Source organism: Streptomyces sp. NPDC001732, from assembly GCF_053596315.1.
Map to the genome: position 1 here is coordinate 145,809 of NZ_JBSFFY010000009.1, position 25,660 is coordinate 171,468.

Annotated in this window: 27 protein-coding genes; 13 read left to right on the top strand and 14 right to left on the bottom strand. The window is 71.9% G+C overall.

Annotated features, from left to right (window positions below; genetic code table 11):
- The first annotated feature begins 150 nt into the window (after positions 1–150).
- The 3 genes from ACWCXX_RS12780 (at position 151) to ACWCXX_RS12790 (ending at position 1,195) form a co-directional block, all read left to right on the top strand.
- Positions 151–648, top strand: coding sequence for a sigma factor-like helix-turn-helix DNA-binding protein (locus ACWCXX_RS12780; RefSeq protein ID WP_451126356.1), 498 nt, complete (start codon positions 151–153; stop codon positions 646–648).
- Entirely contained in the window at positions 645–893 is a 249-nt protein-coding gene (locus tag ACWCXX_RS12785; RefSeq protein WP_451126357.1) for a hypothetical protein, read from the top strand. The genes ACWCXX_RS12780 and ACWCXX_RS12785 overlap by 4 nt, the downstream gene beginning before the upstream one ends.
- 110 nt (positions 894–1,003) lie before the next feature.
- Complete coding sequence (locus tag ACWCXX_RS12790; protein WP_451126358.1) at positions 1,004–1,195, top strand: DUF1059 domain-containing protein; 192 nt, start codon at positions 1,004–1,006, stop codon at positions 1,193–1,195.
- A 116-nt stretch (positions 1,196–1,311) separates the two neighbouring features.
- On the opposite strand, the gene ACWCXX_RS12795 is transcribed toward ACWCXX_RS12790, so the two are convergent.
- Positions 1,312–2,457, bottom strand: a complete 1,146-nt coding sequence (locus ACWCXX_RS12795; RefSeq protein WP_451126359.1) for a cystathionine gamma-synthase — start codon at positions 2,455–2,457, stop codon at positions 1,312–1,314.
- A 67-nt stretch (positions 2,458–2,524) separates the two neighbouring features.
- Between ACWCXX_RS12795 and ACWCXX_RS12800 the strand changes: the two genes are divergently transcribed.
- Positions 2,525–3,628, top strand: a complete 1,104-nt coding sequence (locus ACWCXX_RS12800) for a hypothetical protein (RefSeq protein ID WP_451126360.1) — start codon at positions 2,525–2,527, stop codon at positions 3,626–3,628.
- Between the two features lie 116 nt (positions 3,629–3,744).
- Here ACWCXX_RS12800 and ACWCXX_RS12805 read toward each other — a convergent pair whose 3' ends face one another.
- Positions 3,745–3,975, bottom strand: coding sequence for a hypothetical protein (locus tag ACWCXX_RS12805; protein WP_451126361.1), 231 nt, complete (start codon positions 3,973–3,975; stop codon positions 3,745–3,747).
- 358 nt (positions 3,976–4,333) lie between these two features.
- Here ACWCXX_RS12805 and ACWCXX_RS12810 point away from each other — a divergent pair, with 358 nt between their 5' ends.
- Both ACWCXX_RS12810 and ACWCXX_RS12815 read left to right on the top strand, forming a co-directional pair.
- Positions 4,334–4,885, top strand: coding sequence for a DinB family protein (locus ACWCXX_RS12810; protein ID WP_451126362.1), 552 nt, complete (start codon positions 4,334–4,336; stop codon positions 4,883–4,885).
- Positions 4,886–5,243: 358 nt separating this feature from the next.
- Positions 5,244–5,699: a YrdB family protein gene (locus tag ACWCXX_RS12815; protein WP_451126363.1), complete on the top strand. Its 456-nt coding sequence runs from the start codon at positions 5,244–5,246 to the stop codon at positions 5,697–5,699.
- Positions 5,700–5,799: 100 nt separating this feature from the next.
- Here the strand turns inward: ACWCXX_RS12815 and ACWCXX_RS12820 are convergent, their stop codons facing one another.
- Entirely contained in the window at positions 5,800–6,678 is an 879-nt protein-coding gene (locus ACWCXX_RS12820) for a hypothetical protein (RefSeq protein WP_451126364.1), read from the bottom strand.
- 293 nt (positions 6,679–6,971) lie between these two features.
- Between ACWCXX_RS12820 and ACWCXX_RS12825 the strand changes: the two genes are divergently transcribed.
- Positions 6,972–7,847, top strand: coding sequence for an endo alpha-1,4 polygalactosaminidase (locus tag ACWCXX_RS12825; RefSeq protein WP_451126365.1), 876 nt, complete (start codon positions 6,972–6,974; stop codon positions 7,845–7,847).
- 132 nt (positions 7,848–7,979) lie between these two features.
- Here ACWCXX_RS12825 and gdhA read toward each other — a convergent pair whose 3' ends face one another.
- From gdhA to ACWCXX_RS12840, 3 genes are all read right to left on the bottom strand, one after another.
- Complete coding sequence (gene gdhA / locus ACWCXX_RS12830) at positions 7,980–9,359, bottom strand: NADP-specific glutamate dehydrogenase (protein WP_451126366.1); 1,380 nt, start codon at positions 9,357–9,359, stop codon at positions 7,980–7,982.
- A gap of 232 nt (positions 9,360–9,591) precedes the next feature.
- Positions 9,592–9,759 carry a hypothetical protein gene (locus ACWCXX_RS12835; protein WP_451126367.1) on the bottom strand — a complete coding sequence of 56 codons (168 nt, stop codon included), beginning with the start codon at positions 9,757–9,759 and terminating at the stop codon, positions 9,592–9,594.
- Positions 9,760–9,885: 126 nt separating this feature from the next.
- On the bottom strand, positions 9,886–10,398 hold the full coding sequence (locus ACWCXX_RS12840; protein WP_451126368.1) for a hypothetical protein: 513 nt from the start codon (positions 10,396–10,398) through the stop codon (positions 9,886–9,888).
- 170 nt (positions 10,399–10,568) lie between these two features.
- On the opposite strand from ACWCXX_RS12840, the gene ACWCXX_RS12845 reads away from it, so the two are divergent.
- A complete protein-coding gene (locus tag ACWCXX_RS12845; protein ID WP_451126369.1) occupies positions 10,569–11,126 on the top strand; it encodes an RDD family protein in 558 nt (185 codons plus the stop codon).
- A 269-nt stretch (positions 11,127–11,395) separates the two neighbouring features.
- Here ACWCXX_RS12845 and ACWCXX_RS12850 read toward each other — a convergent pair whose 3' ends face one another.
- The 7 genes from ACWCXX_RS12850 to ACWCXX_RS12880 form a co-directional block, all read right to left on the bottom strand.
- Positions 11,396–12,661 carry a L,D-transpeptidase gene (locus tag ACWCXX_RS12850; RefSeq protein WP_451126370.1) on the bottom strand — a complete coding sequence of 422 codons (1,266 nt, stop codon included), beginning with the start codon at positions 12,659–12,661 and terminating at the stop codon, positions 11,396–11,398.
- Positions 12,662–12,943: 282 nt separating this feature from the next.
- A complete protein-coding gene (locus ACWCXX_RS12855) occupies positions 12,944–13,372 on the bottom strand; it encodes a hypothetical protein (protein ID WP_451126371.1) in 429 nt (142 codons plus the stop codon).
- Positions 13,373–13,485: 113 nt separating this feature from the next.
- Complete coding sequence (gene hutH / locus ACWCXX_RS12860; protein WP_451126372.1) at positions 13,486–15,036, bottom strand: histidine ammonia-lyase; 1,551 nt, start codon at positions 15,034–15,036, stop codon at positions 13,486–13,488.
- 157 nt (positions 15,037–15,193) lie between these two features.
- On the bottom strand, positions 15,194–16,354 hold the full coding sequence (locus ACWCXX_RS12865) for a diguanylate cyclase domain-containing protein (RefSeq protein ID WP_451126373.1): 1,161 nt from the start codon (positions 16,352–16,354) through the stop codon (positions 15,194–15,196).
- 91 nt (positions 16,355–16,445) lie between these two features.
- The gene (locus tag ACWCXX_RS12870) at positions 16,446–17,258 is read right to left on the bottom strand and encodes an enoyl-CoA hydratase/isomerase family protein (protein ID WP_451126374.1); all 813 of its coding nucleotides are present in this window, start codon (positions 17,256–17,258) and stop codon (positions 16,446–16,448) included.
- Positions 17,259–17,413: 155 nt separating this feature from the next.
- Positions 17,414–18,589, bottom strand: a complete 1,176-nt coding sequence (locus ACWCXX_RS12875) for an adenylate/guanylate cyclase domain-containing protein (protein ID WP_451126375.1) — start codon at positions 18,587–18,589, stop codon at positions 17,414–17,416.
- A gap of 210 nt (positions 18,590–18,799) precedes the next feature.
- The gene (locus ACWCXX_RS12880; RefSeq protein ID WP_451126376.1) at positions 18,800–19,663 is read right to left on the bottom strand and encodes a biotin--[acetyl-CoA-carboxylase] ligase; all 864 of its coding nucleotides are present in this window, start codon (positions 19,661–19,663) and stop codon (positions 18,800–18,802) included.
- 134 nt (positions 19,664–19,797) lie between these two features.
- On the opposite strand from ACWCXX_RS12880, the gene ACWCXX_RS12885 reads away from it, so the two are divergent.
- The 4 genes from ACWCXX_RS12885 (at position 19,798) to ACWCXX_RS12900 (ending at position 22,537) form a co-directional block, all read left to right on the top strand.
- Positions 19,798–21,381 (top strand): acyl-CoA carboxylase subunit beta, encoded by a 1,584-nt coding sequence (locus ACWCXX_RS12885; RefSeq protein WP_451126377.1) that lies wholly within the window; start codon positions 19,798–19,800, stop codon positions 21,379–21,381.
- A 14-nt stretch (positions 21,382–21,395) separates the two neighbouring features.
- Positions 21,396–21,605 carry an acyl-CoA carboxylase epsilon subunit gene (locus ACWCXX_RS12890; protein ID WP_451126378.1) on the top strand — a complete coding sequence of 70 codons (210 nt, stop codon included), beginning with the start codon at positions 21,396–21,398 and terminating at the stop codon, positions 21,603–21,605.
- Positions 21,606–21,751: 146 nt separating this feature from the next.
- Entirely contained in the window at positions 21,752–21,883 is a 132-nt protein-coding gene (mmpB, locus tag ACWCXX_RS12895; RefSeq protein WP_451126379.1) for a morphogenic membrane protein MmpB, read from the top strand.
- Between the two features lie 42 nt (positions 21,884–21,925).
- Positions 21,926–22,537 carry a nucleoside triphosphate pyrophosphatase gene (locus tag ACWCXX_RS12900; protein ID WP_451126380.1) on the top strand — a complete coding sequence of 204 codons (612 nt, stop codon included), beginning with the start codon at positions 21,926–21,928 and terminating at the stop codon, positions 22,535–22,537.
- 350 nt (positions 22,538–22,887) lie between these two features.
- On the opposite strand, the gene ACWCXX_RS12905 is transcribed toward ACWCXX_RS12900, so the two are convergent.
- Complete coding sequence (locus ACWCXX_RS12905) at positions 22,888–23,340, bottom strand: hypothetical protein (protein ID WP_451126381.1); 453 nt, start codon at positions 23,338–23,340, stop codon at positions 22,888–22,890.
- A 420-nt stretch (positions 23,341–23,760) separates the two neighbouring features.
- Here ACWCXX_RS12905 and ACWCXX_RS12910 point away from each other — a divergent pair, with 420 nt between their 5' ends.
- Complete coding sequence (locus ACWCXX_RS12910) at positions 23,761–25,515, top strand: acetyl/propionyl/methylcrotonyl-CoA carboxylase subunit alpha (RefSeq protein WP_451126382.1); 1,755 nt, start codon at positions 23,761–23,763, stop codon at positions 25,513–25,515.
- Positions 25,516–25,660: the final 145 nt, after the last annotated feature.

Here is a 25,660-nt window from a genome sequence, read left to right on the forward strand (position 1 = left end):
CCGGACAGCCCCGGAAGCACGGTCACGGGCCCCGGAAACACCGGCGCGGGGGCGGAATCCTCGCGTCCGCCGGAGGACTGCCGGAAACTGCGCTGCGGACCCGTGCACGCCTCTTGACCCGGGCCCCTCCCAGCGGCTCGTATGTGGATTGTGCGAGAGCGCCAGACGGGCCGGGAGCGGCGCCGCGCCCAGGAATTCGAGGCCTTCGTGGCGGGCGCGGCCGGCCGCTTGCTGCACACGGCCACGCTGCTCACCGCCGAGCCCCTGCGCCCGCCCGGCGCCAATCCCCGCGCCCAGCGGATGCTCACGGCCGCGCTGGCACACACCTACGCCCAGTGGGAGCGGCTGCGCGGCGAGGACCCGTACGACCGCACCCGGCGCGAGCTGGCCGTCCGGTTCGCCCACGAGGTCTGGCGGCACCACCGGCCGCGCGGCGGCCCGCTGGATCCGCTGACCCCGCAGGAGCGCCTCGTCCTCGTGCTGCGGTTGTACGAGGGGGTCGCGGAGGAGCAGGCCGCGGCGCTGCTCGGCCTGCCGGTGGAGCGGGTGCGGGCGGTCTGCAACCGCGCGGTGGCCACGATGCGCGGCACCCGTCGGCCCACGGCGCGGTGGGGGATGCCGCCGGGCCCGCTGGGGGTGGCGCCATGAGCCGCAGCGGCGACCGCGAGGACGAGGTCCGGCGGATGCTGGACGGCCCGCATCCGCAGGTGCCGGCCGATCTGGCGCGGCGGGCGGCGGAGCGGGGCGGCCGACTGCTGCGACGGCGGCTGTTCGCCCGCCGGGTGCTGTTCCTGGTGGCGTGCGCCGCGGTGGTGGCCTTCGCTGCCTGGGCGTCCGTCGTGCATCCGTGGGAGGTGCCCCCGGCGGAGACGACACCGAGCGGGGGCTGGTGAGCACCGAGCACGGGCCGGGGCCGAAGAACACCGGCCGGAGGCCGGGGTGGGGCGAACTATCCTGGAAACTGCGGTGTGCGGAACCGGCGGAACCGGCCGAGGAGGCTGCCATGACCAGGAAAGTCGCTGACTGCCGCAAGCATCCGAGCGTGTCGCACTGCTCGCTCACCATCGCGGGTGAGGAAGAGGAAGTCGTACGGGCCGCGGCGGAACACGCGGTCTCCGTCCACGAACACACCGACAGCACCGAACTGCGCGAGCAGATCCGGGCGTCGCTGGAGGACGAGAAGACCGGCGCCTGACCGGCGCGCGCCGACGGGCACCGGGGGAAGGGCGGGCGTGCCCGGACGACCGGCCACACCCGCTTCCGTTCCCGACCCCGCCCTCCGGGCGGACGACGCTACTTCCGAAACACGCCCTAGCCGAGCGCCTGCGTCAGGTCGGCCAGCAGGTCGTCGGCGTTCTCGATGCCGACGGAGAGCCGGACGAGGTCGGCCGGGACCTCCAGCGGGGAGCCCGCGGCGGAGGCGTGCGTCATGCGGCCCGGGTGCTCCACCAGCGACTCGACGCCGCCGAGGGACTCACCGAGGGTGAACAGCCGGGTCCGGTTGCAGACCTGGACCGCCGCCTCCTCGCCGCCCTCGACCCGGAAGGACACCATGCCGCCGAACGCCTTCATCTGCTTGGCGGCGATCTCGTGGCCCGGGTGCTCGGTCAGCCCCGGGTAGAGGACCTGGGAGACCTTGGGGTGCCGGGTCAGCAGGTCGACGACCTTGGCGGCGTTCTCGCTGTGCCGGTCCATGCGGACGGCGAGGGTCTTGATGCCGCGCAGCACCAGCCAGGCGTCGAACGGCCCGGCGACCGCGCCCATGGCGTTCTGGTGGTACGCCAACTGCTCGGCCAGTTCCGGGTCGTTGACGACCAGCGCACCGCCGACGACGTCCGAGTGGCCGCCCATGTACTTCGTCATGGAGTGCACCACCACGTCGGCGCCCAGGGCCAGCGGCTGCTGGAGGTAGGGGCTGGCGAAGGTGTTGTCGACGACCAGGCGCACGCCCGCCGCGCGGGCCACACCGGCGACCGCGGCGATGTCGGTGATGCCGAGCAGCGGGTTGGACGGGGTCTCCACCCAGATCGCCTTGGTGCGCGGGGTGATCGCCGCCCGTACCGCCGCCACGTCCGAGGTGTCGGCGACCGAGAAGTCCACGCCCCACCGCGAGACGACCTTCGCGAACAGCCGGAAGGTGCCGCCGTAGGCGTCGTTGGGGATGACCACGTGGTCACCGGGGGCCAGCAGGGTGCGGAGCAGGCAGTCCTCGGCGGCGAGGCCGGAGGCGAAGGCGAGTCCGCGGCGGCCGCCCTCCAGGGCCGCGAGGTTTTCCTCCAGGGCGGTACGGGTCGGGTTGGCGCTGCGGCTGTACTCGTAGCCGCCGCGCAGCCCGCCCACTCCGTCCTGTTTGTACGTGGAGACCTGGTAAATGGGCGGAACAACGGCGCCGGTGAGGGGATCGGCGGTGTTTCCCGCGTGGATCGCGAGGGTTTCGAAGCTGTGCTGGTCGCTCATGGGGCCGAGCGTAGTTCGTCGCGAGGGCCCTGACCGGGGTACCCGGCCGTCCGGTGACAATGGGGGCATGGAGATTCTCTGGTTCCTGATCGCACTGTGCATGCTCGCGGCGGTCTTCGGCCCCTTCGTGCTGCGCCGCCGCGGCGGTGTCCGGCAGGTCGCACCCGGTTCCCCGGACGCCGCCGATCCGGACGCCTATGGCTTCGTGCGCCAGGAGGACCTGGACATCCGGCTGCCGGGTCCGGACCAGGACCTCCTGGACGTGATCGAGGTCGTGCAGCGTTCCCAGGACTGGCGGGCGGCCTCGCAGCTGCTGGCCGGTACGCCGAAGGAGGACGAGACGCGGTGGCAGCGGGTGCAGGCCTTCGCCGGCGCGGCCTCGCTGGAGCTGGCGCAGCAGCCCGGCGTCGGGGGCGCGTGGCTGCGCGCGTGGCGGGCCGAGGCGCCGAAGGACGCGGGCGGCGCGGCGGTGCACGCCGAGTTCCTGGTGCAGCAGGCGTGGCGTTCGTCGACCGCGGGGACGGACGACTTCCGGATCATCCTGGAGGAGGCCCGTACGGTCTGCGGCGAGGCGGCGCTGCTGGCGCCCGGCGACCCGATCCCTTACCTCGTCGAACTGGCCGTGGGGCGCGGACTCGGTTACTCCCACGAGGAGTTCGACCTGCTCTGGGCGAAGGTGATCGACCGGGCCCCGGCCCACATGGGCGCGCACATCGCCGCACTGCACTACTGGTGCGAGAAGTGGCACGGCTCGCGCGAGGAGGCGGAGCGCTTCGCCACGACGGCCGCCGCCCGCGCCCCGCAGGGTTCACTGCTGGCCGCGCTGCCGCTCTTCGCGCTGTACGAGCACCTGCCCGAGGTCAATCTGGTGCAGGGCTTCTACCGGAGCGCTACGGTGACCAAGGCTGTCGAGGGCGCCCTGTTCGCGGTGCACGCGGCCCGCCCCGACGACCCGATGCTGGCGCACGTACGCCATCTGCTGGTGCTGTTCCTGGTCCGGATGGAACGCTGGTCGGAGGCGATGAACCAGCTCGTCCACATCGACGGCCACGTGGGCGCCCTGCCCTGGACCCAGAACCCCGACCCGGCCGCCGAGTACACGGTCTACCGCGCACTGGCAGTGGCCGGCTACGAAGCGAACGGCGGCAACCCGGCGACGCTGCCGCGGTAGCGGCGGGGGTCCGGGACGCGGGGTGTGCACGGTACGGACGTACGGCCCGCGCCCCGGTTCCGCCACCCGTGGCCGTCCGGTCCGGATGCGCGAGACGGGAACGCGGACGGGCCGGGTCAGCGGCCGAGGGCGTGGCGCAGGGTGAGGCCGTGGCGGGTCCTGAGGCGTCGCAGTTCCCAGAGGCTCACCGCCGTGACCGACAGCGGGCCGCCGAGGACCGCCGCGAGCCGCACCGGCAGGGGGGCGCCGTCGTGGGTGTCCGAGACCAGGTCCACGATCGCGAGTTCCCAGACCAGGACGGTCGCGATGATCGGGGGCAGTACCTCGTGGATGTCGGCGGTCCCCAACCCGGCTGCGGGCCACCGTGGGGCGGCCACCCCGGCTGTTGCGGGCCGTCATCGCCGGGTGGTCGGCCCTGTGGCGGCACCCCCGGGCCCCTGGGGTGGCGGCGGCCACCCCGGCTGCCCTCCGGCCGGCTGCGGACCACCGCTGTACGGTCCCCACGGACCGGGTCCAGCGCTCATCGACGTCCCCCGAATTTGTCACCCTGGCAATTTTCGTCCCCGACGATACGCCGCCGGTCTTCCCGGCTGAAGCCGGAAAGCGCCCCCGCTCCTCCCTCGTGCCCCGCCGCTCGAACACCCGGCCCGCCGCCCCGCCGGATACTCGTTTCCCACCGGTGCCGCCCTGTGTGAGGGTCGTGCGATGACTGGTTCCCATCACGACTCCGCCCACGTACTCGGCCTGCTGCGTTGGCAGTTCGACCTGACATGGTCGCTTTTCGAGTACCACCTGGAGCAGCTCGAAGCCGACGACTTCCTGTGGGAATCCGCCGCGGTCTGCTGGACGATGCACCGTGCCGACGACGGGACGTGGTGGGCGGACTGGGCGGAGACCGAGCCCGACCCCGTTCCCGTGCCGACCATCGGCTGGCTGAGCTGGCACATCGGCTGGTGGTGGGGCGTGGCCGCGGATCACGCCCGGGGGCAAACGCCCCGGGAGCGGGAGGACGTCGCCTGGCCCGGCGCGGGGAAGCCGACGGTCGAGTGGCTGCGCGGCCTTCGCGAGGACTGGCTGGGGGCGCTGGACCGGCTCACCGCCGCCGACCTGGAGGCCACCGCCCCGTTCCCGTGGCCGAACGATCCCCGGCACACCGTCGCCCACATGATCGCCTGGGTCAATGCCGAACTGATGAAGAACGCCGCGGAGATCGGCCAGCTCCGCCTCCAGCGAGCCGTGGGCCGGTCCCACGCCTGACGGGCGTTCTCCGCACGGCCCGGGTCAAGTTGGGCCGGTCCCGGTCAAGTTGGGTCGGCCCCGGTCGAGTGGGCCGGTCCCGGTCAAGTGGGACGGCCCCGCGATTTCCCGCGGGTGACTGCCCTTCGGGCCATGCGCGGCCCCGTTGCGCCGCCCCGACCGGGCCGGGGCCCGTTCGCTTCGCCGATCCGTCCGGAGTCAACCGTGCGGACCATCACCGGCATATGCTGACCACTTACTGTTCACATCATCTCCCTGCTCTCCACGAGCGGTACACACCGAAAGCGGCGATCCTCGGTATCACCGAGGCCCGCCGGTGACGAGCGCCGGGTGCCGGACGAAGAGGAGTTGTCCACCGATGACGAGCGAAGGTACCGGCTCCCCTGCCGCCCCGGCCTCGCCGCCGTGGTTCATGGCCAACGAACTCCTCGCGTTCCTCATCGAGTTGGCCGCACTGGTCATGCTGTCCTGGTGGGGTTTCACAGCCGGGGACGACACGACCGCACATCTGTTGCTGGGGCTCGGGGCCCCGGCGGTGGCCGCCGCGGTCTGGGGGTTGTTCGCCGCCCCTCGCGCCCGTTTCCAGCTGCCCCTCGTGGGAGTGCTGCTGGTGAAGGCGGTGGTGCTCGGCGGGGGCGTGTACGCGGTCCACGCGATGGGCCACTCGAAGGCGGCGGTGCTCTTCGGGATCGTGGTGGCCGCGAACACGGCCGCGGCGGAGACCTTCCGGCACCGGATGCCGGAGCACGGTCCGGGTCACGGACCGGGGCACGGACCGGACCGGGAACCGGGGCGCGAGCCGGACCGCGGCTGACCGGGCGCCGGCCCGGTCGGCCGGTCGGCGGATCACCCGGTCGGCGGCTGCCCCGTGAGGCCGGACCGCGGCTGTCCCCCTCCTGGACCCGGTCGGCGCGTCAGCCGGTCGGCGTGTAGTGCTGGAGGTAGAGGAAGATCGACTTCCAGCCGGACCCCACGTGCACGATGTGCAGTTGGCCTCCCGAGGCACCGAAGTCCCAGGCGGCGATCCCCTCGACCTCGTCCCCGGGCTCGACGTCCTGGTGGAAGGCGTAGGAGACCTGACCGGAGACCGGGTCGACGGCGTGGACCGACTTGGCCGAGTCGTCCACCGACGCGTAGAGCGTGCCCCGCCACATCGCGGCCCCCTGAATCCTGCTCAGCGGCTGCGACAGGGTCACCGTCCTCACCACCGGGAGCGTGGAGCCCGCCGGAAGGGTCAGCAGGTCGTTCAGGCTGTAGGCGACCAGCTTGTTCGTCCCCTGCGCGGCGTCCTGGGTCCAGGGCGCCGTGTAGACCAGTCCGGCGGCGGCGTCCACCGCGACCCACGGCACACCGCCCGGCATCTGCTCCAGCGGCAGTTGCACGTAACGGCCCGTGTAGCTCAGGTCGCTCGCGTTGTACAGCGCCAGCAGCGGATGTTGGTAGCCGCCCCGGCCGTCCTCGATCGGCGCGATCACATAGCCGTCGTGGTACTCCGGGTCCCCGATGTGGTCACCGCCGTACGTGCCGCTCAGCAACGGCGGGATCGGGAACGGCGACGAGGCGACCTCCGAGTCGTTCGCGACGGTGGCCTTCACCATTCCGCCCGGTCCGGCGTAGTAGAAGTACGTCCCGTCCGTCGCCACGCCCTGCCCGCGCTCCAACGCGTTGAACCCGGTCCACCGGGAGTAGTCCGCCGTCCGCGTCCAGCCCGCGGCCAGTGCGGGAGACCCCGCGCTTCCGGCGGTCAGCGCGATCGCCATCGCCGTCGTCGCCACAACCCTGCCCGGTTTCATCTGAGCCCTGCCCCTCGTTCGGCATCGCATCCACTGCGCTTTCCGTGAGCGAGAGGACTACAGCAGTGCCGGTCGCCCGGCGTCAATGGGCATGAACTCCCTTTTGCACAAAGGGACTTGAAGTCGATCCACCGTAGCGAGCACGCGGGCCCGCGAAGCTGCCGCTCGCCTTCTTGGGCGTACGGATAAAATCGGCCGACGGACGATCCGGCGCTCCGAGAGGTCGGGCCACGCGGCGCCGCTCACGGAGCCCGCCTCCCTCGCTTCTCCTCTCCCTCCGGAGCTCGCCAGCAATGCGTATCAGGGGTTTTCTCCGCCGGCCCGCCACGGCGCTCGTCGCGTCGGTCGCCGTATCGGTCGGTGTGTCACTTCTCGCCACGGCCTGTTCGGGCGGCGGGGGCGGGCACGAGGCGCCTTCCCCGGCCGAGGGGAAGGAATCGGCCGGGGTGGCTCTTCCGCCGACGCACGCGGGCTTCGACTACCAGCTCGGTGAGCCCTACACCCCGCCGGCCGGGGTTTCCGTCGTCGCCCGGGACCACACGGAGGCGCCCGCGCCCGGGATCTACAACATCTGTTACGTCAACGCCTTCCAGGCCCAGCCCGGCGCGGAGAAGGAGTGGGACGCCGATCTGCTGCTCCGCGACAAGGCGGGCGAGGTCGTCATGGACGAGGAATGGGGGGAGGCGATGCTGGACGTTCACACCGCCGCCAAGCGCGAGCGGATCGCGCGGAAGGTGAACACCTGGATCGACGAGTGCGCGGCCAAGGGCTACCGGGCCGTCGACCCGGACAACTACGACAGTTACACGCGTGCGCCCCGCGGCCTGCTCACCGCGGACGACGCGAAGGCGTTCCTCTCCCTGCTCGCCGCCCACGCGCACGCGAAGGGCCTGGCCATCGGCCAGAAGAACACTGCCGAGCTGGCCCCGTTCCGCGAGGAGGCCGGTGCCGACTTCGCCGTGGTGGAGGAGTGCGGCCAGTACGACGAGTGCGGGGACTACGCAGCCGCCTTCGGTGACCACATGATCGTGATCGAGTACACCGAACAGGGCATGAAGCGGGCGTGCGAGGGCTGGGGCGACAGGATCAGCGTCGTCCGGCGGGACCTGGACCTCGTGGCCCGCGGCCACCGGGGCTACCACCACGAAACCTGCGACGGAACCGGCTGACCTGCCCGTACCACCCTGCCCGTACCGGGTGACCTGCTCGTACCGGCCGATCTGCCCGTACCGGGTGGCCCGCTCCGGGCCGGCCGCGCGGAGGGCGGCCGGCCCGGAGGCGTCGTCGTGGGGACGGCCGGGTCAGATGAGTCCCTGGGCCAGCATCGCGTCCGCGACCAGTTCGAAGCCGGCGATGTTGGCGCCGACCACGTAGTTGCCGGGGCTGCCGTAGCGCTCCGCCGTGGTGTAGCAGGAGTTGTGGATGTGGCGCATGATCTCCGCGAGGCGCTCCTCGGTGTGGGCGAAGGTCCAGGAGTCGCGCGAGGCGTTCTGCTGCATCTCCAGGGCACTGGTGGCCACGCCGCCCGCGTTGGCCGCCTTGCCGGGGGCGAAGGCGACGCCCGCCTCCTGGAGGACGCGCACGGCCTCCGGCGTGGTGGGCATGTTGGCGCCCTCGGCGACCGCCTTCACACCGTTGCGCACCAGGGCCAGGGCGTCGGTCTCGTGGAGCTCGTTCTGGGTGGCGCAGGGCAGGGCCACGTCGCAGGGGACGCTCCAGACCCCGGCGTCGGCGACGTACTTGACGTGCGCACCGCGCCGCTGCGCGTACTCGGAGATCCGGCCGCGTCCGGCCTCCTTGATCTCCTTGAGCAGGGCCAGGTCGATGCCCTTCTCGTCCACGACGTAGCCGTTGGAGTCCGAGCAGGTCACCACGGTCGCGCCGAGCTGCTGGGCCTTCTCGATCGCGTAGATCGCGACGTTGCCCGAGCCCGAGACGGCGATGCGCTGGCCGTCGAGGGACTCGCCGCGGCTGCGGAGCATCTCGTCGGTGAACATGACGCAGCCGTAGCCGGTCGCCTCCGTGCGCGCCTGGGCGCCGCCCCAGCCGAGGCCCTTGCCGGTGAGGACGCCGGACTCGTAGCGGTTGGTGATCCGCTTGTACTGGCCGAACAGGTAGCCGATCTCCCGGCCGCCGACGCCGATGTCACCGGCGGGGACGTCGGTGTACTCACCCAGGTGGCGGTGGAGCTCGGTCATGAACGACTGGCAGAACCGCATGATCTCGGCGTCCGAGCGGCCCTTGGGGTCGAAGTCCGCACCGCCCTTGCCGCCGCCGATGGGCATGCCCGTGAGCGCGTTCTTGAAGATCTGCTCGAAGCCGAGGAACTTCACGATGCCGAGGTTGACCGAGGGGTGGAAGCGCAGGCCGCCCTTGTACGGTCCGAGCGAGCTGTTGAACTCGACCCGGAAGCCGCGGTTCACGTGGATGTCGCCGGAGTCGTCCGACCACGGCACCCGGAAGATGAGCTGGCGCTCCGGCTCGCAGACGCGCTCGATGATTCTGGCGTCCACGAACTCCGGTCGCTTCGCGAGGACCGGGCCGAGGGTCTCCAGGACCTCTCGGACCGCCTGGTGGAACTCCTTCTCGCCCTGGTTGCGCCGGAGAATCTCCGCGTACAGCGGCTCGATGACACGGCTCTCGGTGGTGTGCGGGGTCACGGAATCAGGGGTGGCCTGCATCAGGTCAAGACCTTCCGTAGATGGGCATCGCGCGCGAAGACGTCCCGTCCCGGGAACGTCAGCGGTCCCCCTCCCCATTGAGGGCGTCGCCCAGACATCGCACGCTCTGCGGCTCACGGAAGCGACGTAAGAACCGTTGTGGCACATCGATTGTCCCAGCTGCCCCGGAAAAGTCTCGCGCGGGACCCGCACAACGTCTTTTCGGCCCGATCCGGACGGGGGGCTCCCCGCCCTACGCCCGCTCGGCCCGGTACCGCAGCCACAGCCCCGCGCCCGAGGCGAGCACGATCGAACCGGAGACGATGCTGAGCACGATGTGCAGGGCGTCGTCCCCCAGGAGGTTGAGGAGGAGATTGCCGACGAGGGCGATGCAGAGAACGATCCAGAGCAGGGGCTTCATGGGGTTCCTTCGTGGTCGGTGCCGTCTTCGTACCGGCGATGTCCCCATACTGCTGGCCGGTGGCGACCGCCACGAGGGGCGCCCCTCCCGGAGTCGTGGTGTAGCCCGCTACACCATGGCGGCGGCTCAGTCGGTGACCCCGAGATCCCGCCGCATCAGTTCCCGCATCGCGTCGAGGCGTGGATCGGCCGCCTTCAGGTCCTCCAGGGCCCGCCCGACGCTCTCGCCGTCGCGGGCGAGGCCCCGGTCCAGGCGCTTGACGGCGGCGTCCCCGGCGGCGAGCACCCGGTTGAGGTCGCGGGACGCCTGCAGTATCCGCTCGGGGACGATCATCTGCGCCTCGGCGTAGTGGTCCCGGTGTTCGAGGCGGGCCGCTTCGAGCTGGGTGCGCTCCTGCTCCGTGTAGACGCCGTCCCGGATGCGGTGCAGGGCGTCCTTGAGGAGGGTGTGGAACTGCCGGGAAGCCCGGTTCATCGCCGTGTACTGGGCGCGCCGCTCCTCGAACCTGCGCCGCGCCTCCGCCGTCCGGGCCTCCTCGGCACGCTGGCGCGCGCCCAGCCGCTGGGTGAGCACGGGGGCGAGGAGAGTGCCGAGCACTCCGACCACTGCGGTGATCATGGCGGTGATGGCGACGGTCATGACCGAGAGACTAGGACGTGTCCGGCGTACCCGGAGTCCGATTTCCGGACGTGGGGTGACGGGACATCAGACATGATGTTGTCATGACAACGTCATGGGGGAAGAGGCGTACCCGGAACCCGTCCGGACCGACCCCGCCGACGCGCGGCACGGCCTTCCCGCCTCCGCCCGTGCCCACGTTCGTGCCCGTGCCCCCGCCCGCGCCCGCCTCGGGGCACCCCCTCGGGCCGCGCCTGCCGCCACGCGCGGGCGACACGCGCCGCCACCTCGCGGTCGGGCTCGACAGCTACTTCTGTCTCGTCACCGCCGGCCTGCTGGCCCGGCCGTACGTGGGCACGTCCACCACCGTCACCGAGGTCCTCGGCCTGCTGGCCGGTCCGGCACTCGCGTTCTCGTTCCTCAACCAGGTGGTCCTCACCTCGATCGCCGGGGCCGGGGTGGGCAAGCTGATCATGGGAATCCGGGTGATCAGGCTGCCCGACGCCGGACGTCCGGGTCTGCGGCAGCTGGTACGGCGCTGGCTGTACGGGCTGAGCCTGCTGTTGCTGCAACCCTGGTACGGGCTGCGTTCGCTCCTCACGAGCCCCGGGCCCGGCCCCGAGGCCCCGCACCCCGTCGCGCTCCCGAACGGCTGCAACGGCGAGCCGTACACCGATCCGTCGGGCCTGCGCCAGGTCCGCCGCAGCGACCTGGCCGCCCACCGGAACGCCACGGCCTCCCCCCGCTGAGCAGGAACGCGGACGGTCGGCGGAACCGACGGGCGTACGGGCCGAGGAACACCACAGCCCCACGGGCGTACGGACCGACGAAGACCGCGACAGCCCCGGGAACGTACGGGCCACCGGACGCCGCAGGCACCGTGGGCGCACGGACCGACGAAGGCGGCGGCACCGCGGGATCCTGGTGGATCCGGGTGCCGCCGCCTTCACACTGCGGGGTTCGGGGTGCGCCGGGTACCGGGCGTGGGGAGGTCGGGTACCGAGCGCGTGGGGTCGGGTCAGGCCGCGGAGCCCGCCGTCCACTCCGCCCAGCTCATGTTCCAGCCGTTGAGGCCGTTGTCGGGGGTGATGGTCTTGTCCGGGGAGTTCTTGACGACGACCACGTCACCGATGAGGGAGTTGTTGTAGAACCAGGCGGCGGGCTGGCCGCCGTCGCCCGCACCCTTCACGTCGGGGAGGCCGACACAGCCGTGGCTGGTGTTGACGCTGCCGAAGATCGACCGCGCGCCCCAGTAGTTGCCGTGGATGAAGGTGCCGGAGGTGGACAGCCGCATGGCGTGCGGCACGTCCTTGATGTCGTACTCGCCCTTGCCGTCGTCGTCGGTGAAGCCGACCGTCGCACCGTTCATCCGGGTCTCCTTGAACTTCTCGGAGATCACCATCTGTCCGTTGTACGTGGGGTTGTCGGGGGAACCGGCGGAGATCGGGATGGTCCGGATCGTCTTGCCGTCCTGGGTGACGGTCATCGTCTTCGTCTTGGCGTCGACGGTCGAGACCTGGTTGCGGCCGATCTTGAAGGTGACCGTCTTCTGCTGCACGCCGAAGACGCCGTCCGAGCCCTCGACGCCGTCGAGCGCCAGCTTCAGGGTGACGGTGGAGCCGCCCTGCCAGTAGTTCTCGGGGCGCAGGTCCAGACGCTGCGAGTTGAACCAGTGACCGACGACCTGCTGGCCGCTGCTGGACGTCACGGTGATGCCGGCCTGGACGGCCTTCCGGTCCGTGATCGGCTTGTTGAAGTTGATGGAGACCGGCATGCCGACGCCGACCGTGGAGCCGTCCTCGGGGGTGAAGTTCCCGATGAAGCTGTTGGCGGGCGACACGGTGGTGAAGGAGGAGTTCTCGTGCGCCTCGCGGCCCTTGGAGTCCTTCGCCGTCGCGTTGATCTTGTACGTGGTCGAGCGCTCCAGCTGGACGTCGGGCTTCCAGCTCTTGCCGTCGGCGGAGAGGCTGCCCTTGACGGTCGCCCCGGCCGAGGTCGTCATGACGACCTCGGACAGCGTGCCCTTGGCGACGGTGACCTTGGCGTCGTTGTTGATGCTCGCGTTGGTCGCGCCGTTCTTCGGCGAGATCGTTATCTGTGCTTCCGAGGCATCCTGTGCGGCCGCCTTGTCGACCTCGGCCGCCTGCGACTTCTTCGAGCCGTCGCCGCCGCTCTTGTCCGTGCCGTCGTTGCAGGCGGTGAGCACCAGCACACCGCCGAGCAGTGCGGACACGGCCATGAGACCCCTGCGCCGCTTGCTGTCCGTCATCACACGCTTCTCCATCGTCGCCGAAATCCCCAAAAACCCCGAGCGGAGCCACCGATGACCGGCGGAACCCGCCAATGTCCCTGGAAAGAACCCCCGGCAAGGGGTACTCCGTTCCACATCCGAGAGAAATGTGGGGAACAACACTCATCGACGCGTCCGCGGTTGCGGTGGTTCCCGACGTCGATCGCGTATGGGCGAGCGGTGAACGGCACGGCCCCGGCCCGTGCGGAACGGGCCGGGGCCGGTGCTCTTCACCCGCCGGGCCCGCCGCTCGCGCCGTCGCGTCCGACGTCGTCCTCACCCATTGTGCGGGACGCCGACGCCGCTCCGGCTCCCTTCCGCCTCGTCCCGCACCCGGACCTCCTCGTACTCGTCCTCGCCGTCCTCGCCGTCCTCGCCGTCCTCGTCGTCGTCGAGGTCCCAGTGGTCCGGGTCGTCCGGGTCGTGGTCGATGCTCTCGCTGCTCCAGGACGCCTGGGTGAGCAGGACGCCGGGCACCTCGCCGACCAGGTCGAACGGGTCGACGAGGGAGGCGAGGGCCTCCGCGCCGTCCTCCCGCACGGCGGCCTCGGCACGGGTGCGTTCCTCGGCGGATTCGCCGCCCGGTTCCCCGTACTCGGCGGCGATGGACTCCAGTGCGGTGCCGCTGAGGGCGGCGAGGTCCGTGATCTCCAGCACCATGTCGACCCGAAGGCGGACGAACTGCGATGTCTCAGAAGCGTTCATGCGCCGGAGCGTAGGCCCTCGCGCCGCCGGCCCTCCCACGACCCGCTGCATCTCACTGCGCCCCGTGGTTTTCCCCGCCCGGAGGGCGGACGACGCTGCTTTCGAAACACGCCCTACGCGAGCGGACCGGTCACCGGCTCGACCGCCGCGACCAGCTTCCCCGCCCGGACGAACTCGTCCGCCGTGGCCAGGTCCGGCGACAGGAAGCGGTCCGGCCCCGGGCCCTGGACACCGGCGGCGCGCAGCGCCTCGACGACGGCGCGCGAGGCGGGCCCGGGGACGAGCCCTCCGGCGGCGCGCAGTTCGATGGCGCGGGTCGCCGCGTACAGCTCGACGGCGACGATCCGGTTGAGGTTGCCGACGGCGGTACGGAGCTTGCGGGCGGCCGACCAGCCCATGGAGACGTGGTCCTCCTGCATGGCGGAGGACGGGATGGAGTCGGCCGACGCCGGGACGGCGAGCCGCTTCATCTCGCTGACCAGGGCGGCCTGGGTGTACTGGGCGATCATCAGGCCGGAGTCCACGCCCGCGTCGTCGGCGAGGAACGGCGGCAGCCCGTGCGAACGGTTCTTGTCCAGCAGCCGGTCGGTGCGGCGCTCGCAGATCGAGCCGAGGTCGGCGGCGACGATCGCCAGGAAGTCGAGCACGTACGCGACGGGGGCGCCGTGGAAGTTCCCGTTGGACTCGACCCGCCCGTCGGGGAGGACGACGGGGTTGTCGACGGCGGAGGCCAGCTCGCGCTCCGCGACGGTCCGGGCGTGGTCGAGGGTGTCGCGGCCCGCGCCGTTGACCTGGGGCGCGCAGCGCACGGAGTAGGCGTCCTGGACCCGCGGCGCGTCGTCCTGGTGGTGGCCCGTCAGGCCCGATCCGGCGAGGACCCGCAGCATGTTGTCGGCGCTGGCGCCCTGGCCCGGGTGCGGGCGGATGGCGTGCAGCTCCGGGGCGAGCACCTTGTCCGTGCCGAGCAGTCCCTCCAGGGAGAGGGCGGCGGTGATGTCGGCCGAGGTGTAGAGGTTCTTGAGGTCGTCGAGGGCCATGACCAGCATGCCGAGCATGCCGTCCGTGCCGTTGAGGAGGGCGAGCCCCTCCTTCTCGCGCAGCTCGACCGGGGTGATGCCGTGGGCGGCGAGCAGTTCGCCGGCGGGGCGCACGGTGCCGTCGGGGCCCTCCGCGTCGCCCTCGCCCATCAGCGTCAGGGCGCAGTGGGAGAGCGGGGCCAGGTCGCCGGAGCAGCCGAGCGAGCCGTACTCGTGGACGACGGGCGTGATGCCCGCGTTGAGCACGTCGGCCATGGTCTGCGCGACCTCGGGGCGTACGCCGGTGTGCCCGGAGGCGACCGTCTTCAGCCGCAGGAACATCAGCGCGCGCACGACCTCGCGCTCGACGCGCGGCCCCATGCCGGCGGCGTGCGAGCGGACGATGTTGCGCTGGAGCTGGGCGCGGAGCTCGTGGCCGATGTGCCTGCTGGCCAGCGCCCCGAATCCGGTGGAGACGCCGTAGACCGGCTCGGGCTTGGCGGCGAGCGCGTCCACGATCTCCCGGGCCGCGGCGAGCGCGTTCACGGCGGCCTCGGAGAGCTCGACGCGGGCGTTGCCGCGTGCCACGGCGATGACGTCCTGAGCGGTGGTACCGGACGTCCCCACCACGACTGTGTGCATATCCATATTCAGAAGCGTACGGACTGAATCCCTTCATGTCACCAGTGGTCGCGTGATCGACTCCTCACCCGCCCCGCACCCCGGCCCGGCACCCCCGCCCGGCGCCCCGCGGACCGGGGCGGTCACGGGGCGCGAACTCAGGGCGCGGACTCAGGGCGCGGACTCAGGGGCGGTTGCCGCGCAGGCGGCGGCGGTCGTGGGCGGGCCTGGGCGGGGAGTCGGCCAGCCGGATCACCTCGTCGTCGCGCCCCGCCACCACCGGCTTCGCCGAGCGGGCCGCCTTCGCCCGGTACTGGGCCGCGTCCGCCAGCCGGAACAGCCGCCGCGCCGACACCACGGGGCCGACCGGGTCGCCGGTCGACGCGACCCCACAGGCCACCCCGTCACCGAGCTCCAACTCGGCCGCCCGCTCGCAGAGTTCGGTGGACACCCGGACCACGTCGTCCACCTCCGTCCCCACCGCGAGCAGACAGAACTCGTCCCCGCCCAGCCGTGCCGCGAGCGCGCCGGGCAGCATCGCGCCGCACCGGGACAGCACCGAACCGAAACGTTCCAGCAGGCGGTCGCCGACCGCGTGGCCATGGGTGTCGTTGACGCGCTTCAGACCGTTGAGGTCGCAGACGACCAGGCTGACCACCACTCCTTCCGCCCGGTGCCGCTCCACCGCCTCGTCCAGCCGCACGTCGACGGCACGACGGTTGGCCAGCCCGGTGAGCGGGTCGGTGAAGGCGAGCTTGCGGACCTCTTCGAGCCGTTCGGTCTGGGAGATCCCGGCGGCGACGACCGAGGCCAGCACGGTCGCGAAGTCCGCGTCCTCCCGCCCGAACACCGGCTCGCCCACCCGGCGGGCCACGTACAGCTCACCCCAGGCCCGCCCGTGCAGCACGATCGGCGCGACCACGCAGCAGCCGCGCCCGCGCCTGCGCAGGGTGGCCCCCCGCTCCCGCCCGTACCCGCTCCCGTACCCCCGCCCGCCGCCCGGCGCCCAGTCCACCGGGCCGTCGACGGTCTCCACCCAGGCGTCGGGCTCACCGCCGCCGGCCCAGCGTTCGTGCAGGAACTCGGTGATCTCCGGGAACTGGTGCACCGGGTACGTCTCCGCCTCGGGGAACTCCTCCTCCCCCTCGGCGCGTTCACCCGCGTTCACCAGTACCCGCAGCTGCCCCCGGCCGCGCTCCCACACGGAGAGCGCGGCGAAACTGCCGCCCAGTGCCTCGCACGCCCCCAGCGCGGCCGCTCGCCACGACCCCCGTGGGGTGTGTGCCGCCGCCATCGTCTGCGCAAGCGAAACCACGGCCCGCAGCCGCGCATCATCACCCATCACTACAGCTTATGTAGCTTTGTGGCGTTTCGATCAGTTTGCGGCGTCGATTGTGTTCGCTGCGTGTCCTTTCAGGTCACAATGTCACGGAGCGTCACTCACCGGGCCAATTCGGCTTCCTCTTCTCGTTGAACGCGGCCACGCCCTCGGCGCGGTCCCCGGAGAAGGCCACCGACCGCCAGGCGGCGTCCTCGACTTCGAGACCGGCCCGCAGGTCGAGGCCGTGGCCCAGCCGCAGCGCCCGCTTGGCGGCCCGCAGCCCCACCGGGGAGTTGGCGGCGATCCGCCCGGCGAGCTCCAGCGCCACCGCCCGGTCCTGCCCGGCCTCCACCAGCTCGTCGACCAGCCCGAGGCCGTGCGCCTCGGCCGCCTCCACCCGCCGGGCCGTGAAGACCAGTTCGGCCGCGCGCGCCGCACCGATGCGCCGCGGCAGCAGCTGCGTGCCGCCGCCGCCGGGGATGACGCCGACCGAGACCTCGGGCAGACCGACCACGGCCGTGCGGTCGGCGACGATCAGGTCGCAGGACAGGGCCAGCTCGAACCCGCCGCCGAGCGCGAAGCCGTGCACGGCCGCGATGGTCGGCATCGGAAGTTCGAGCACGCCGGTGTACGCGGCACGGGCGGTGGGGCGCTGGCGCAGCAGTTCGGCGTCGGTGAAGGAGTTCCGCTCCTTCAGGTCCGCACCCACGCAGAAGGCCCGCTCGTGGCTGGAAGTGAGGACGGTGACCCGTACGTCCGGGTCGACGGCGAGCGCGGCACAGGCGGCGGCGATCGAGCGGGCCATGTCCGTGGACACGGCGTTCATCGCCCTGGGGCGGTCGAGAACCAGCTCGGCGACGTGTTCCTGCCCCTCGTGGACCCGTACGCCGACGAAGTCCCCGAACCGCTGCTCGGACGTGATGGTCATGACTGCACCCCTCCGGTTAACGATCGTTACCGGAGGGATCCTATGGCGCGCCCCGTCCGTGGCCCCGGGCCGGTGGGGGTGCGCTGCGGGGACGTGCTCCGAAGCGGCCCGGGGCAGCCTGGAACAGCCCCGGACGGGACCGGAACGGAGCGGGGTCAGGAGCTCGTGCCGCGGCGGGCCAGCAGCCAGGGCTCCACCACGCCGAGCCCGCGCACCGGGCGCTGCCACATCGGCTGCAGCCCGTAGCGGTACGTGGGCAGCGCCGCCGGTTCCGCACCCGCCCGGCGCTCCTTCTCGGCCGCCGCGGCCGCCTCCGCCGCCTGCGCCTCGGAGGCGGGGGCGTCGCCGGTCCGGGTCAGCTCCTCCGCGAACGCCCCGTCCACGAGCACGGCGTCCTTGGGCGCTATCGACGTCAACCGGCTGGCGAGGTTCACCGTCGTCCCGAAGACATCGCCCATTCGGGTGGTGACCGTGCCGAAGGCGATGCCGACGCGGAGGGCGGGCATCGTCTCGTCCTGCGTCATCGCCTCGATCAGGCGCAGCGCGATCTCGGCCGCGGTGCCCGCGTCGTCGGCGGCGAAGAGGACCTCGTCGCCGAGGGTCTTGATGAGCCGGCCGCCGTGCGCCGCGACCAGGTCGGCCGCGGTGGTCTCGAACGATTCGACCAGCTCGCCGAGCTCCTCCTCCTCCAGGCGCCTGGTCAGCCGGGTGAACCCGACGAGGTCGGCGAAGCCGACGGCGAGCCGCCGGTCGACCATCTCCTCGTCGTCGGCGGCCTGCACGACCCGGCCCGTGGCGGCGGCGAGCTGCCGGCGCCACACGTACACCAGGAACTCCTCCAGCTCCGGCAGGAGCAGCTCGACCAGCGGGTACGTGACCTCGGTACGGGTCATCCCGGGCTCGGGCGGCTCGGTCAGCCCCTCCAGGAAGGAGTCGATCTGCCACTCCGCCAGCCGGGCGGTGGTCTGGCCGGTGGACCGGGCCACCTGGATCGCCATCGGCTCGCTGAGCAACCCCGCCTCGACGAGACCGGCGAGACGGCGCAGCGCCAGTACGTCGGCCTCGGTGAGCGCCCTGGCCTGCCCGATGTCGGCGAAGCCCATGGCCCGCCAGAACCGGGAGGCCAGGTCCATGGAGACACCGGCGGTACGGGCCGCCTGGAACGGCGTGTAGCGGCGGTCGGCGCCCAGGATCAGGTGTTCCAGCCGGATCGCGAGGGGGTCGTCGCTCGGCTCCGCCGTGTGGTCGACTTCGTGATGCGGTGTCGCGTGGACCGAGGATTCCGACGGGGGCTGCGTCCCCGAGCCAGAAGTCGTGTCGTCGACGGTCACCAGCCGCCTCCTGCCCGTTCCCTGCGCACTGCCCTGCCGATCTGTCGGTGGATCGCCTCAACGATACGGCAGGTGTGCCGTGGCTCACGCCCTTGTGGCGTCCCGGAACGCACCCGAAAGCCCCGGCCCCGCCCGCCGGGGCGCCGGGGAACGTACCTGGTGGACACGTGTGCCATGGGTCGTTCCGGGGGCCGTACGCCGTTGCGGGGCTCAGACCAGGCCGCCGCCGACGCCCCGCAGATGGACGATGTCGCCCGCCGACACCGGTTCCTGCAGGCCGTCCTCCGTGGACAGGAGCAGCCGGCCGTCGCCGTCGATCGCCACGGCCTCGCCGACGAGCGTGCGGTCGCCGGGCAGCTGGGCCCGTACCGTCCGGCCGAGCGTCGCGCAGCCGGCCGCGTACGCCTCCTGCAGTCCGCTCTCCGTGGCGTCGCCGTCCGCCTCGCGCCACCGGCCGTACCAGTGCTCCAGCGAGCGCAGCACGCTCCGCAGCAGCGTCTCGCGGTCGGTGGAGACCGCACCGGCCAGGGCCAGCGACCCGGCCGTGGGCGCGGGCAGCTCGTCGGCGCGCAGGGAGACGTTGAGGCCCATGCCGACGACGACGCCGTCCCCGGCGCGCTCGGCGAGGATGCCGCCCGCCTTGCGCTCCTCGCCGCCCACCGTGACCAGGAGGTCGTTGGGCCACTTCAGGGCCGTGTCGACGCCCGCGGCCCGTGCCAGGCCGGTGGCCGCCGCGACGCCGGTGAGCAGCGGCAGCCAGCCCCACCGTTCGACGGGGACGTCGCCCGGCGTCAGGTAGACGGAGAAGAAGAGCCCCGAACGGGCCGGAGCCGTCCAGGTGCGGTCGAGGCGGCCCCGCCCCGCGGTCTGCTCCTCGGCGATCAGCACCGCGCCCTCGGCGAGCCCGTCCGCGCGCCGGACCAGGTCGGAGTTGGTGGACCCGGTGCTCTCCACCACGTCGAGCGCGGTCCACAGCCCGCCCGGCCGCAGCAGTCCGCGGCGCAGCGCGGGGACGTTCAGGGGCGGCCGGTCGAGGTCCGACCAGCGGCTGTGAGACGCATCCGAAGGTGTCATGCAACCCAGACTAGGTGTGGCAAACGACGCACTGCCGAACCGTATCCGCGCCGATACGCTACGGATCAGTAGGTGTCCGAGCAGCTGACCGGCACCACAGTCGTCCTCGTGACCAGGCAGGGAGCCGCCACCCGATGTCCGAGCCGGAAGAGATCGACATCCACACCACCGCGGGCAAGATCGCGGACCTGCAGCGCCGTATCGACGAGGCGACGCACGCGGGTTCGGCACGCGCGGTCGAGAAGCAGCACGCGAAGGGCAAGTTGACCGCCCGCGAGCGGGTGGACCTGCTGCTCGACCAGGGTTCCTTCGTGGAGCTCGACGAGTTCGCCCGGCACCGTTCCACCAACTTCGGCATCGAGAAGAACCGCCCCTACGGGGACGGCGTCGTCACCGGTTACGGCACGGTCGACGGCCGCCCCGTCTGCGTGTACTCGCAGGACTTCACCATCTTCGGCGGCTCGCTGGGCGAGGTCTACGGTGAGAAAATCGTCAAGGTGATGGACTTCGCGCTGAAGACCGGCTGCCCGGTCATCGGCATCAACGACGGCGGTGGGGCCCGCATCCAGGAGGGTGTGGCCGCGCTCGGTCTGTTCGCCGAGATCTTCCGCCGCAACGTGCACGCCTCGGGTGTGGTCCCGCAGATCTCGCTGATCGTCGGACCGTGCGCGGGCGGCGCGGTGTACTCCCCCGCGATCACCGACTTCACGGTCATGGTCGACCAGACCTCGCACATGTTCATCACCGGCCCCGACGTCATCAAGACCGTCACCGGCGAGGACGTCGGTTTCGAGGAGCTGGGCGGCGCCCGCACCCACAACACCACCTCCGGTGTGGCGCACCACATGGCGGGCGACGAGAAGGACGCCATCGAGTACGTCAAGTCGCTGCTGTCGTACCTGCCTTCGAACAACCTCTCCGAGGCGCCCGCCTTCCCCGAGCCGGCGGACCTGGCCACGACGGACGAGGACCGCGAGCTCGACACCCTCATCCCGGACTCGGCGAACCAGCCGTACGACATGCACACCGCCATCGAGCACGTGCTGGACGACGGCGAATTCCTGGAGACCCAGGCCCTGTTCGCGCCGAACATCATCACCGGATTCGGGCGCGTCGAGGGCTACCCGGTCGGCATCGTCGCCAACCAGCCGATGCAGTTCGCGGGCTGCCTGGACATCAACGCGAGCGAGAAGGCCGCCCGCTTCGTCCGCACCTGCGACGCCTTCAACGTGCCCGTGCTGACCTTCGTCGACGTCCCCGGCTTCCTGCCCGGCGTCGACCAGGAGTACGGCGGCATCATCCGGCGCGGCGCCAAGCTGATCTACGCCTACGCCGAGGCGACCGTCCCGCTGATCACCGTGATCACCCGCAAGGCGTTCGGCGGCGCGTACGACGTCATGGGCTCCAAACACCTCGGCGCCGACATCAACCTCGCCTGGCCGACCGCGCAGATCGCCGTGATGGGCGCGCAGGGTGCGGTGAACATCCTGCACCGCCGCACGATCGCGGCCGCCGAGGACCAGGACGCCACCCGCGCCGAGCTGATCGCCGACTACGAGGACACGCTGCTCAACCCGTACGTGGCGGCCGAACGCGGCTACGTCGACGCGGTGATCATGCCGTCCGACACCCGTGCGCACATCGTGAAGGGGCTGCGCCAGCTGCGCACCAAGCGGGAGTCGCTGCCCCCGAAGAAGCACGGCAACATCCCCCTCTAGAAAGGGTCCTGGCCATGATCAAGGTCGTACGGGGCAACCCGACCCCTGAGGAGCTGGCCGCCGCACTGGCGGTGGTGCGGGCCCGCGCCGCGGCGACGACGTCCGAAGCGGCCGCCGAGGCGCCGGCGCTGCCCGGACAGTGGTCCGACCCGGGCCGCATCGCGCGGCGCGCGCGCCACCTGCCGGGACCGCGCGCCTGGGCCCGGACGTACTGGCCCGGCTAGCCACGACAGCACGCGTTTCCGGAGGTCCGGCCCCTGCCGAGGGGCCGGACCTTTGTGGTGTTCGGCGCGATCCGCCCGTACGCGCCACCGCGGTTGAGTACCCGTACTCAGGCGCGGTGTCCACCCCGGGCAGCAGGATCGTTTCCATGCTGTGGTCCGACCCCGAGAACAAGCCGCCGAAGGAACTGCGCGACGCCCAGGACATGATGCGTCGCGCGGGGCTGGTGCTTGCGCTCGCGATGGTGCTCGCGATGTTGGTGATCGGTGTGCACCCCTGAGGACCGAGGACCGTACGGAAGGCCCCGGCCGCCCCTTCTACGATGGCGGGTATGACTGATCAGCGCCGACTCGTGCTCGCCTCCGCCTCCCCCGCCCGTCTCGGCCTCCTCCGGCAGGCCGGATTCGCACCCGAGGTGGTCGTCAGTGGGGTGGACGAGGACGCGCTGAGCGCCCCCACCCCCGCCGAGCTGGCCCTCGTGCTCGCCGAGGCCAAGGCCGCCGCGGTGGCCGGCCGGCCGGAGGCGGCGGGTGCGCTCGTCGTCGGCTGCGACTCGGTGCTCGAACTGGACGGCGAGGCGCTCGGCAAGCCCGCCGACGGCGAGGAGGCCATCGCCCGCTGGAAGTCCATGCGCGGCCGGGCCGGGGTGCTGCGGACCGGCCACAGCGTGATCGACACGGCGACCGGACGCACGGCCTCGGCGACCGCCTCCACGACCGTCCGCTTCGGCGAACCGACGGACGCCGAGATCGCCGCCTACGTGGCCACGGGCGAGCCCCTGCACGTTGCGGGCGCCTTCACCCTGGACGGCCGCTCGGCACCGTTCGTCGACTCCATCGAGGGCGACCACGGCAACGTCATCGGCCTGTCGCTGCCGCTGCTGCGCCGACTGCTGGGCGAGCTGGGGATCTCCGTCACCGAACTCTGGGCCTGAGAGCCGGGACCGAGGACCGGAGCCGAGAACCGGGACCGAGAACCGGGACCGGACGGTCGCGGGGCCGACGGGAACGGCCCGACCTGCCCGACCCGCCCGGTGACGGCGTGTCGCGGACCGACCCGACCCGACCCGCCCTGCGACACGCCCGCGACACGCCGTACGGAACGCCTTGCAGGAAGCGGCAATTCGGACCCGGACGGCGGGCGGACACGGGGCTCCGACGGGGCCGTTCGGGCGATCGGCGGCACGGCGCCCGGCCAGGCGGCGGTGGCGGAACTCGACAGGTCCGTCCGGGCGAACGGCACCGAGGTCCCGTCCGGCAGCGGCGACGGACCCGGCGGCTCCGTTCAGGCGACGGGGGCCGCGGTCCCCTGCTCGGCGCCGGCGACCGGTCCGTCGCGCTTCTCGTCCCCGGTGCCGTACGCCACCAGCGTCAGCACGATCAGCCCGAGCACCACCATCATGACCGCGAACGCGATCCAGCCGGCCAGGCCCACCGTGAGCGCGCCCAGCACCCCGTGCACGACGGCGCAGACGATCAGGACGATGCGGCCGATCCGGCCGGGGGCCCGGTCGCGGATGCCGGTCAGCAGGAGGATCAGCCCGCACAGCAGCAGGTACGCGCCGGAAACGCCGCCCATCACCCAGGTGCCGGTGGAGATGGCGGAGGGTTCGATACCGGCCAGGGACATGTCCTGGTTCTCGACGACCGTCGCCAGCACGACGTTGATGAACGCGATGCCCACGGCCTCCGCGAACAGCACGATCGCGGCCACGAACGCCACCGGTCTGCGGACCACGGTGTTCCACCCCCTGTTACCTGCAGTACGTGCGATAGCGCGGACCCTACTAATGGGTAACGCCTCGGACAAGAGTTTGAGCGCTCCTTGCCCGCGCCCCCCATCCGGGACGCGCGCCTCCGCACTCCCCCTCCGCCCCCTTCCCGCCGCTCTCGTGCGCCGGGCAAAGAATCGTTCGCCCATTAGTGGGGACTCGACAAAAAATCACAGAAAGTCGCTGCTCGTACGAACAGAGACCTGGACCACACCTCGTGGCTACTGTGCGGTTATGAATCCCGGCGTACCGTGGTGCCACAAGGGATTTCGCGACTTGGGCAAGCCACGAATCACACTCCGTGTGGGCAAGCTCACCATTGGGGACGGGTCGTAGGGCCGTGTCGGTAGTCCCTAAACTCAGCTTGTTTCAAGGAGGGAGCCATCGTGCGCAAGGTGCTCATCGCCAACCGTGGCGAAATTGCTGTCCGTGTTGCTCGGGCGTGCCGGGATGCCGGGATCGGGAGTGTGGCCGTTTACGCGGACCCGGACCGGGATGCTCTGCATGTGCGGGTGGCCGACGAGGCATTCGCTCTGGGCGGTGACACCCCGGCGGCCAGTTATCTGGACATGGCCAAGGTGCTGCAGGCGGCGAAGGACTCCGGGGCGGACGCGATCCACCCCGGTTACGGGTTCCTGTCGGAGAACGCGGAGTTCGCGCAGGCGGTGCTCGACGCGGGGCTGACCTGGATCGGGCCGCCGCCGCAGGCGATCCGGGACCTGGGCGACAAGGTGGCCGCCCGGCACATCGCGCAGCGTGCCGGGGCCCCGCTGGTGGCAGGCACCCCCGACCCGGTCTCCGGCGCGGACGAGGTCGTCGCCTTCGCGCGGGAGCACGGGCTGCCGATCGCGATCAAGGCGGCCTTCGGCGGCGGCGGGCGCGGGCTGAAGGTGGCCCGCACCCTGGAGGAGGTCCCCGAGCTGTACGACTCGGCGGTACGCGAGGCGGTGGCCGCGTTCGGGCGCGGCGAATGCTTCGTGGAGCGCTACCTCGACAAGCCCCGGCACGTGGAGACGCAGTGCCTGGCCGACTCCCACGGCAACGTGGTCGTGGTCTCCACCCGTGACTGCTCGCTGCAGCGCCGCCACCAGAAGCTCGTCGAGGAGGCCCCGGCCCCCTTCCTGACCGACGAGCAGAACGCCGAGCTGTACGCGGCGTCCAAGGCCATCCTGAAGGAGGCCGGCTACGTCGGTGCGGGCACGGTGGAGTTCCTCGTCGGCACGGACGGCACGATCTCCTTCCTGGAGGTCAACACCCGTCTGCAGGTCGAGCACCCGGTGACCGAGGAGGTCACCGGCCTGGACCTGGTGCGCGAGATGTTCCGCATCGCCGACGGCGAGGAGCTGGGCTACGACGACCCGGCCGTGCGCGGGCACTCCTTCGAGTTCCGGATCAACGGCGAGGACCCCGGCCGCGGCTTCCTCCCCGCCCCGGGCACCGTCACCCTCTTCGCCCCGCCCACCGGCCCCGGCGTCCGCCTGGACGCCGGTGTGGAGAGCGGCTCGGTGATCGGCCCGGCCTGGGACTCCCTGCTCGCCAAGCTGATCGTGACCGGTGCGACCCGTGAGCAGGCCCTGCAGCGCGCGGCCCGTGCGCTGGCCGAGTTCAACGTCGAGGGCATGGCCACCGCCCTGCCCTTCCACCGCGCCGTGGTCGCCGATCCCGCCTTCACCGCCGACCCCTTCCAGGTCCACACCCGCTGGATCGAGACGGAGTTCGTCAACGAGATCAAGCCCTTCACGGCCACCGCGGACGCGGAGGCGGAGGAGGAGCCCGGCCGTGAGACCGTCGTCGTCGAGGTCGGCGGCAAGCGCCTGGAAGTCTCCCTGCCCTCCTCCCTGGGCATGTCCCTGGCCCGCACCGGCCTCGCCGCCGGGGCCAAGCCCAAGCGCCGCGCGGCCAAGAAGTCCGGCTCCGCCGTCTCCGGCGACACCCTCGCCTCCCCCATGCAGGGCACCATCGTCAAGATCGCCGTCGAAGAAGGCCAGCAGGTCCAGGAAGGCGACCTCGTCGTCGTCCTCGAAGCCATGAAGATGGAACAGCCGCTGAACGCGCACCGCTCCGGCACCGTCAAGGGCCTCGCCGCCGAGGTCGGCAGCTCGGTCTCCTCCGGTGCGGTCATCTGCGAGATCAAGGACTGACGTCCCGAAGCGGTACCCGTAGCACCACCGGGGCCCTGCGAAGCCGTACACGGCCGCGCGGGGCCCCGCCGGTTTTCCCCGCTCCCCGGGCCTCACCCGGGCCGGGCCGCGTCCGTCCCTTCCCGTATCACGCCCGTTCCGCGGA

Excerpts from the sequence above, each read along its gene's own strand:
- ACWCXX_RS12785 (WP_451126357.1), top strand. The coding sequence starts at position 645 with ATGAGCCGCAGCGGCGACCGCGAGGACGAGGTCCGGCGGATGCTGGAC.
- ACWCXX_RS12790 (WP_451126358.1), top strand. The coding sequence starts at position 1,004 with ATGACCAGGAAAGTCGCTGACTGCCGCAAGCATCCGAGCGTGTCGCAC.
- ACWCXX_RS12795 (WP_451126359.1), bottom strand. The coding sequence starts at position 2,457 with ATGAGCGACCAGCACAGCTTCGAAACCCTCGCGATCCACGCGGGAAAC.
- ACWCXX_RS12800 (WP_451126360.1), top strand. The coding sequence starts at position 2,525 with ATGGAGATTCTCTGGTTCCTGATCGCACTGTGCATGCTCGCGGCGGTC.
- ACWCXX_RS12810 (WP_451126362.1), top strand. The coding sequence starts at position 4,334 with ATGACTGGTTCCCATCACGACTCCGCCCACGTACTCGGCCTGCTGCGT.
- ACWCXX_RS12815 (WP_451126363.1), top strand. The coding sequence starts at position 5,244 with ATGACGAGCGAAGGTACCGGCTCCCCTGCCGCCCCGGCCTCGCCGCCG.
- ACWCXX_RS12820 (WP_451126364.1), bottom strand. The coding sequence starts at position 6,678 with ATGAAACCGGGCAGGGTTGTGGCGACGACGGCGATGGCGATCGCGCTG.
- ACWCXX_RS12825 (WP_451126365.1), top strand. The coding sequence starts at position 6,972 with ATGCGTATCAGGGGTTTTCTCCGCCGGCCCGCCACGGCGCTCGTCGCG.
- gdhA (WP_451126366.1), bottom strand. The coding sequence starts at position 9,359 with ATGCAGGCCACCCCTGATTCCGTGACCCCGCACACCACCGAGAGCCGT.
- ACWCXX_RS12835 (WP_451126367.1), bottom strand. The coding sequence starts at position 9,759 with ATGAAGCCCCTGCTCTGGATCGTTCTCTGCATCGCCCTCGTCGGCAAT.
- ACWCXX_RS12840 (WP_451126368.1), bottom strand. The coding sequence starts at position 10,398 with ATGACCGTCGCCATCACCGCCATGATCACCGCAGTGGTCGGAGTGCTC.
- ACWCXX_RS12850 (WP_451126370.1), bottom strand. The coding sequence starts at position 12,661 with ATGGAGAAGCGTGTGATGACGGACAGCAAGCGGCGCAGGGGTCTCATG.
- ACWCXX_RS12855 (WP_451126371.1), bottom strand. The coding sequence starts at position 13,372 with ATGAACGCTTCTGAGACATCGCAGTTCGTCCGCCTTCGGGTCGACATG.
- hutH (WP_451126372.1), bottom strand. The coding sequence starts at position 15,036 with ATGGATATGCACACAGTCGTGGTGGGGACGTCCGGTACCACCGCTCAG.
- ACWCXX_RS12870 (WP_451126374.1), bottom strand. The coding sequence starts at position 17,258 with ATGACCATCACGTCCGAGCAGCGGTTCGGGGACTTCGTCGGCGTACGG.
- ACWCXX_RS12880 (WP_451126376.1), bottom strand. The coding sequence starts at position 19,663 with ATGACACCTTCGGATGCGTCTCACAGCCGCTGGTCGGACCTCGACCGG.
- ACWCXX_RS12885 (WP_451126377.1), top strand. The coding sequence starts at position 19,798 with ATGTCCGAGCCGGAAGAGATCGACATCCACACCACCGCGGGCAAGATC.
- ACWCXX_RS12890 (WP_451126378.1), top strand. The coding sequence starts at position 21,396 with ATGATCAAGGTCGTACGGGGCAACCCGACCCCTGAGGAGCTGGCCGCC.
- mmpB (WP_451126379.1), top strand. The coding sequence starts at position 21,752 with ATGCTGTGGTCCGACCCCGAGAACAAGCCGCCGAAGGAACTGCGCGAC.
- ACWCXX_RS12900 (WP_451126380.1), top strand. The coding sequence starts at position 21,926 with ATGGCGGGTATGACTGATCAGCGCCGACTCGTGCTCGCCTCCGCCTCC.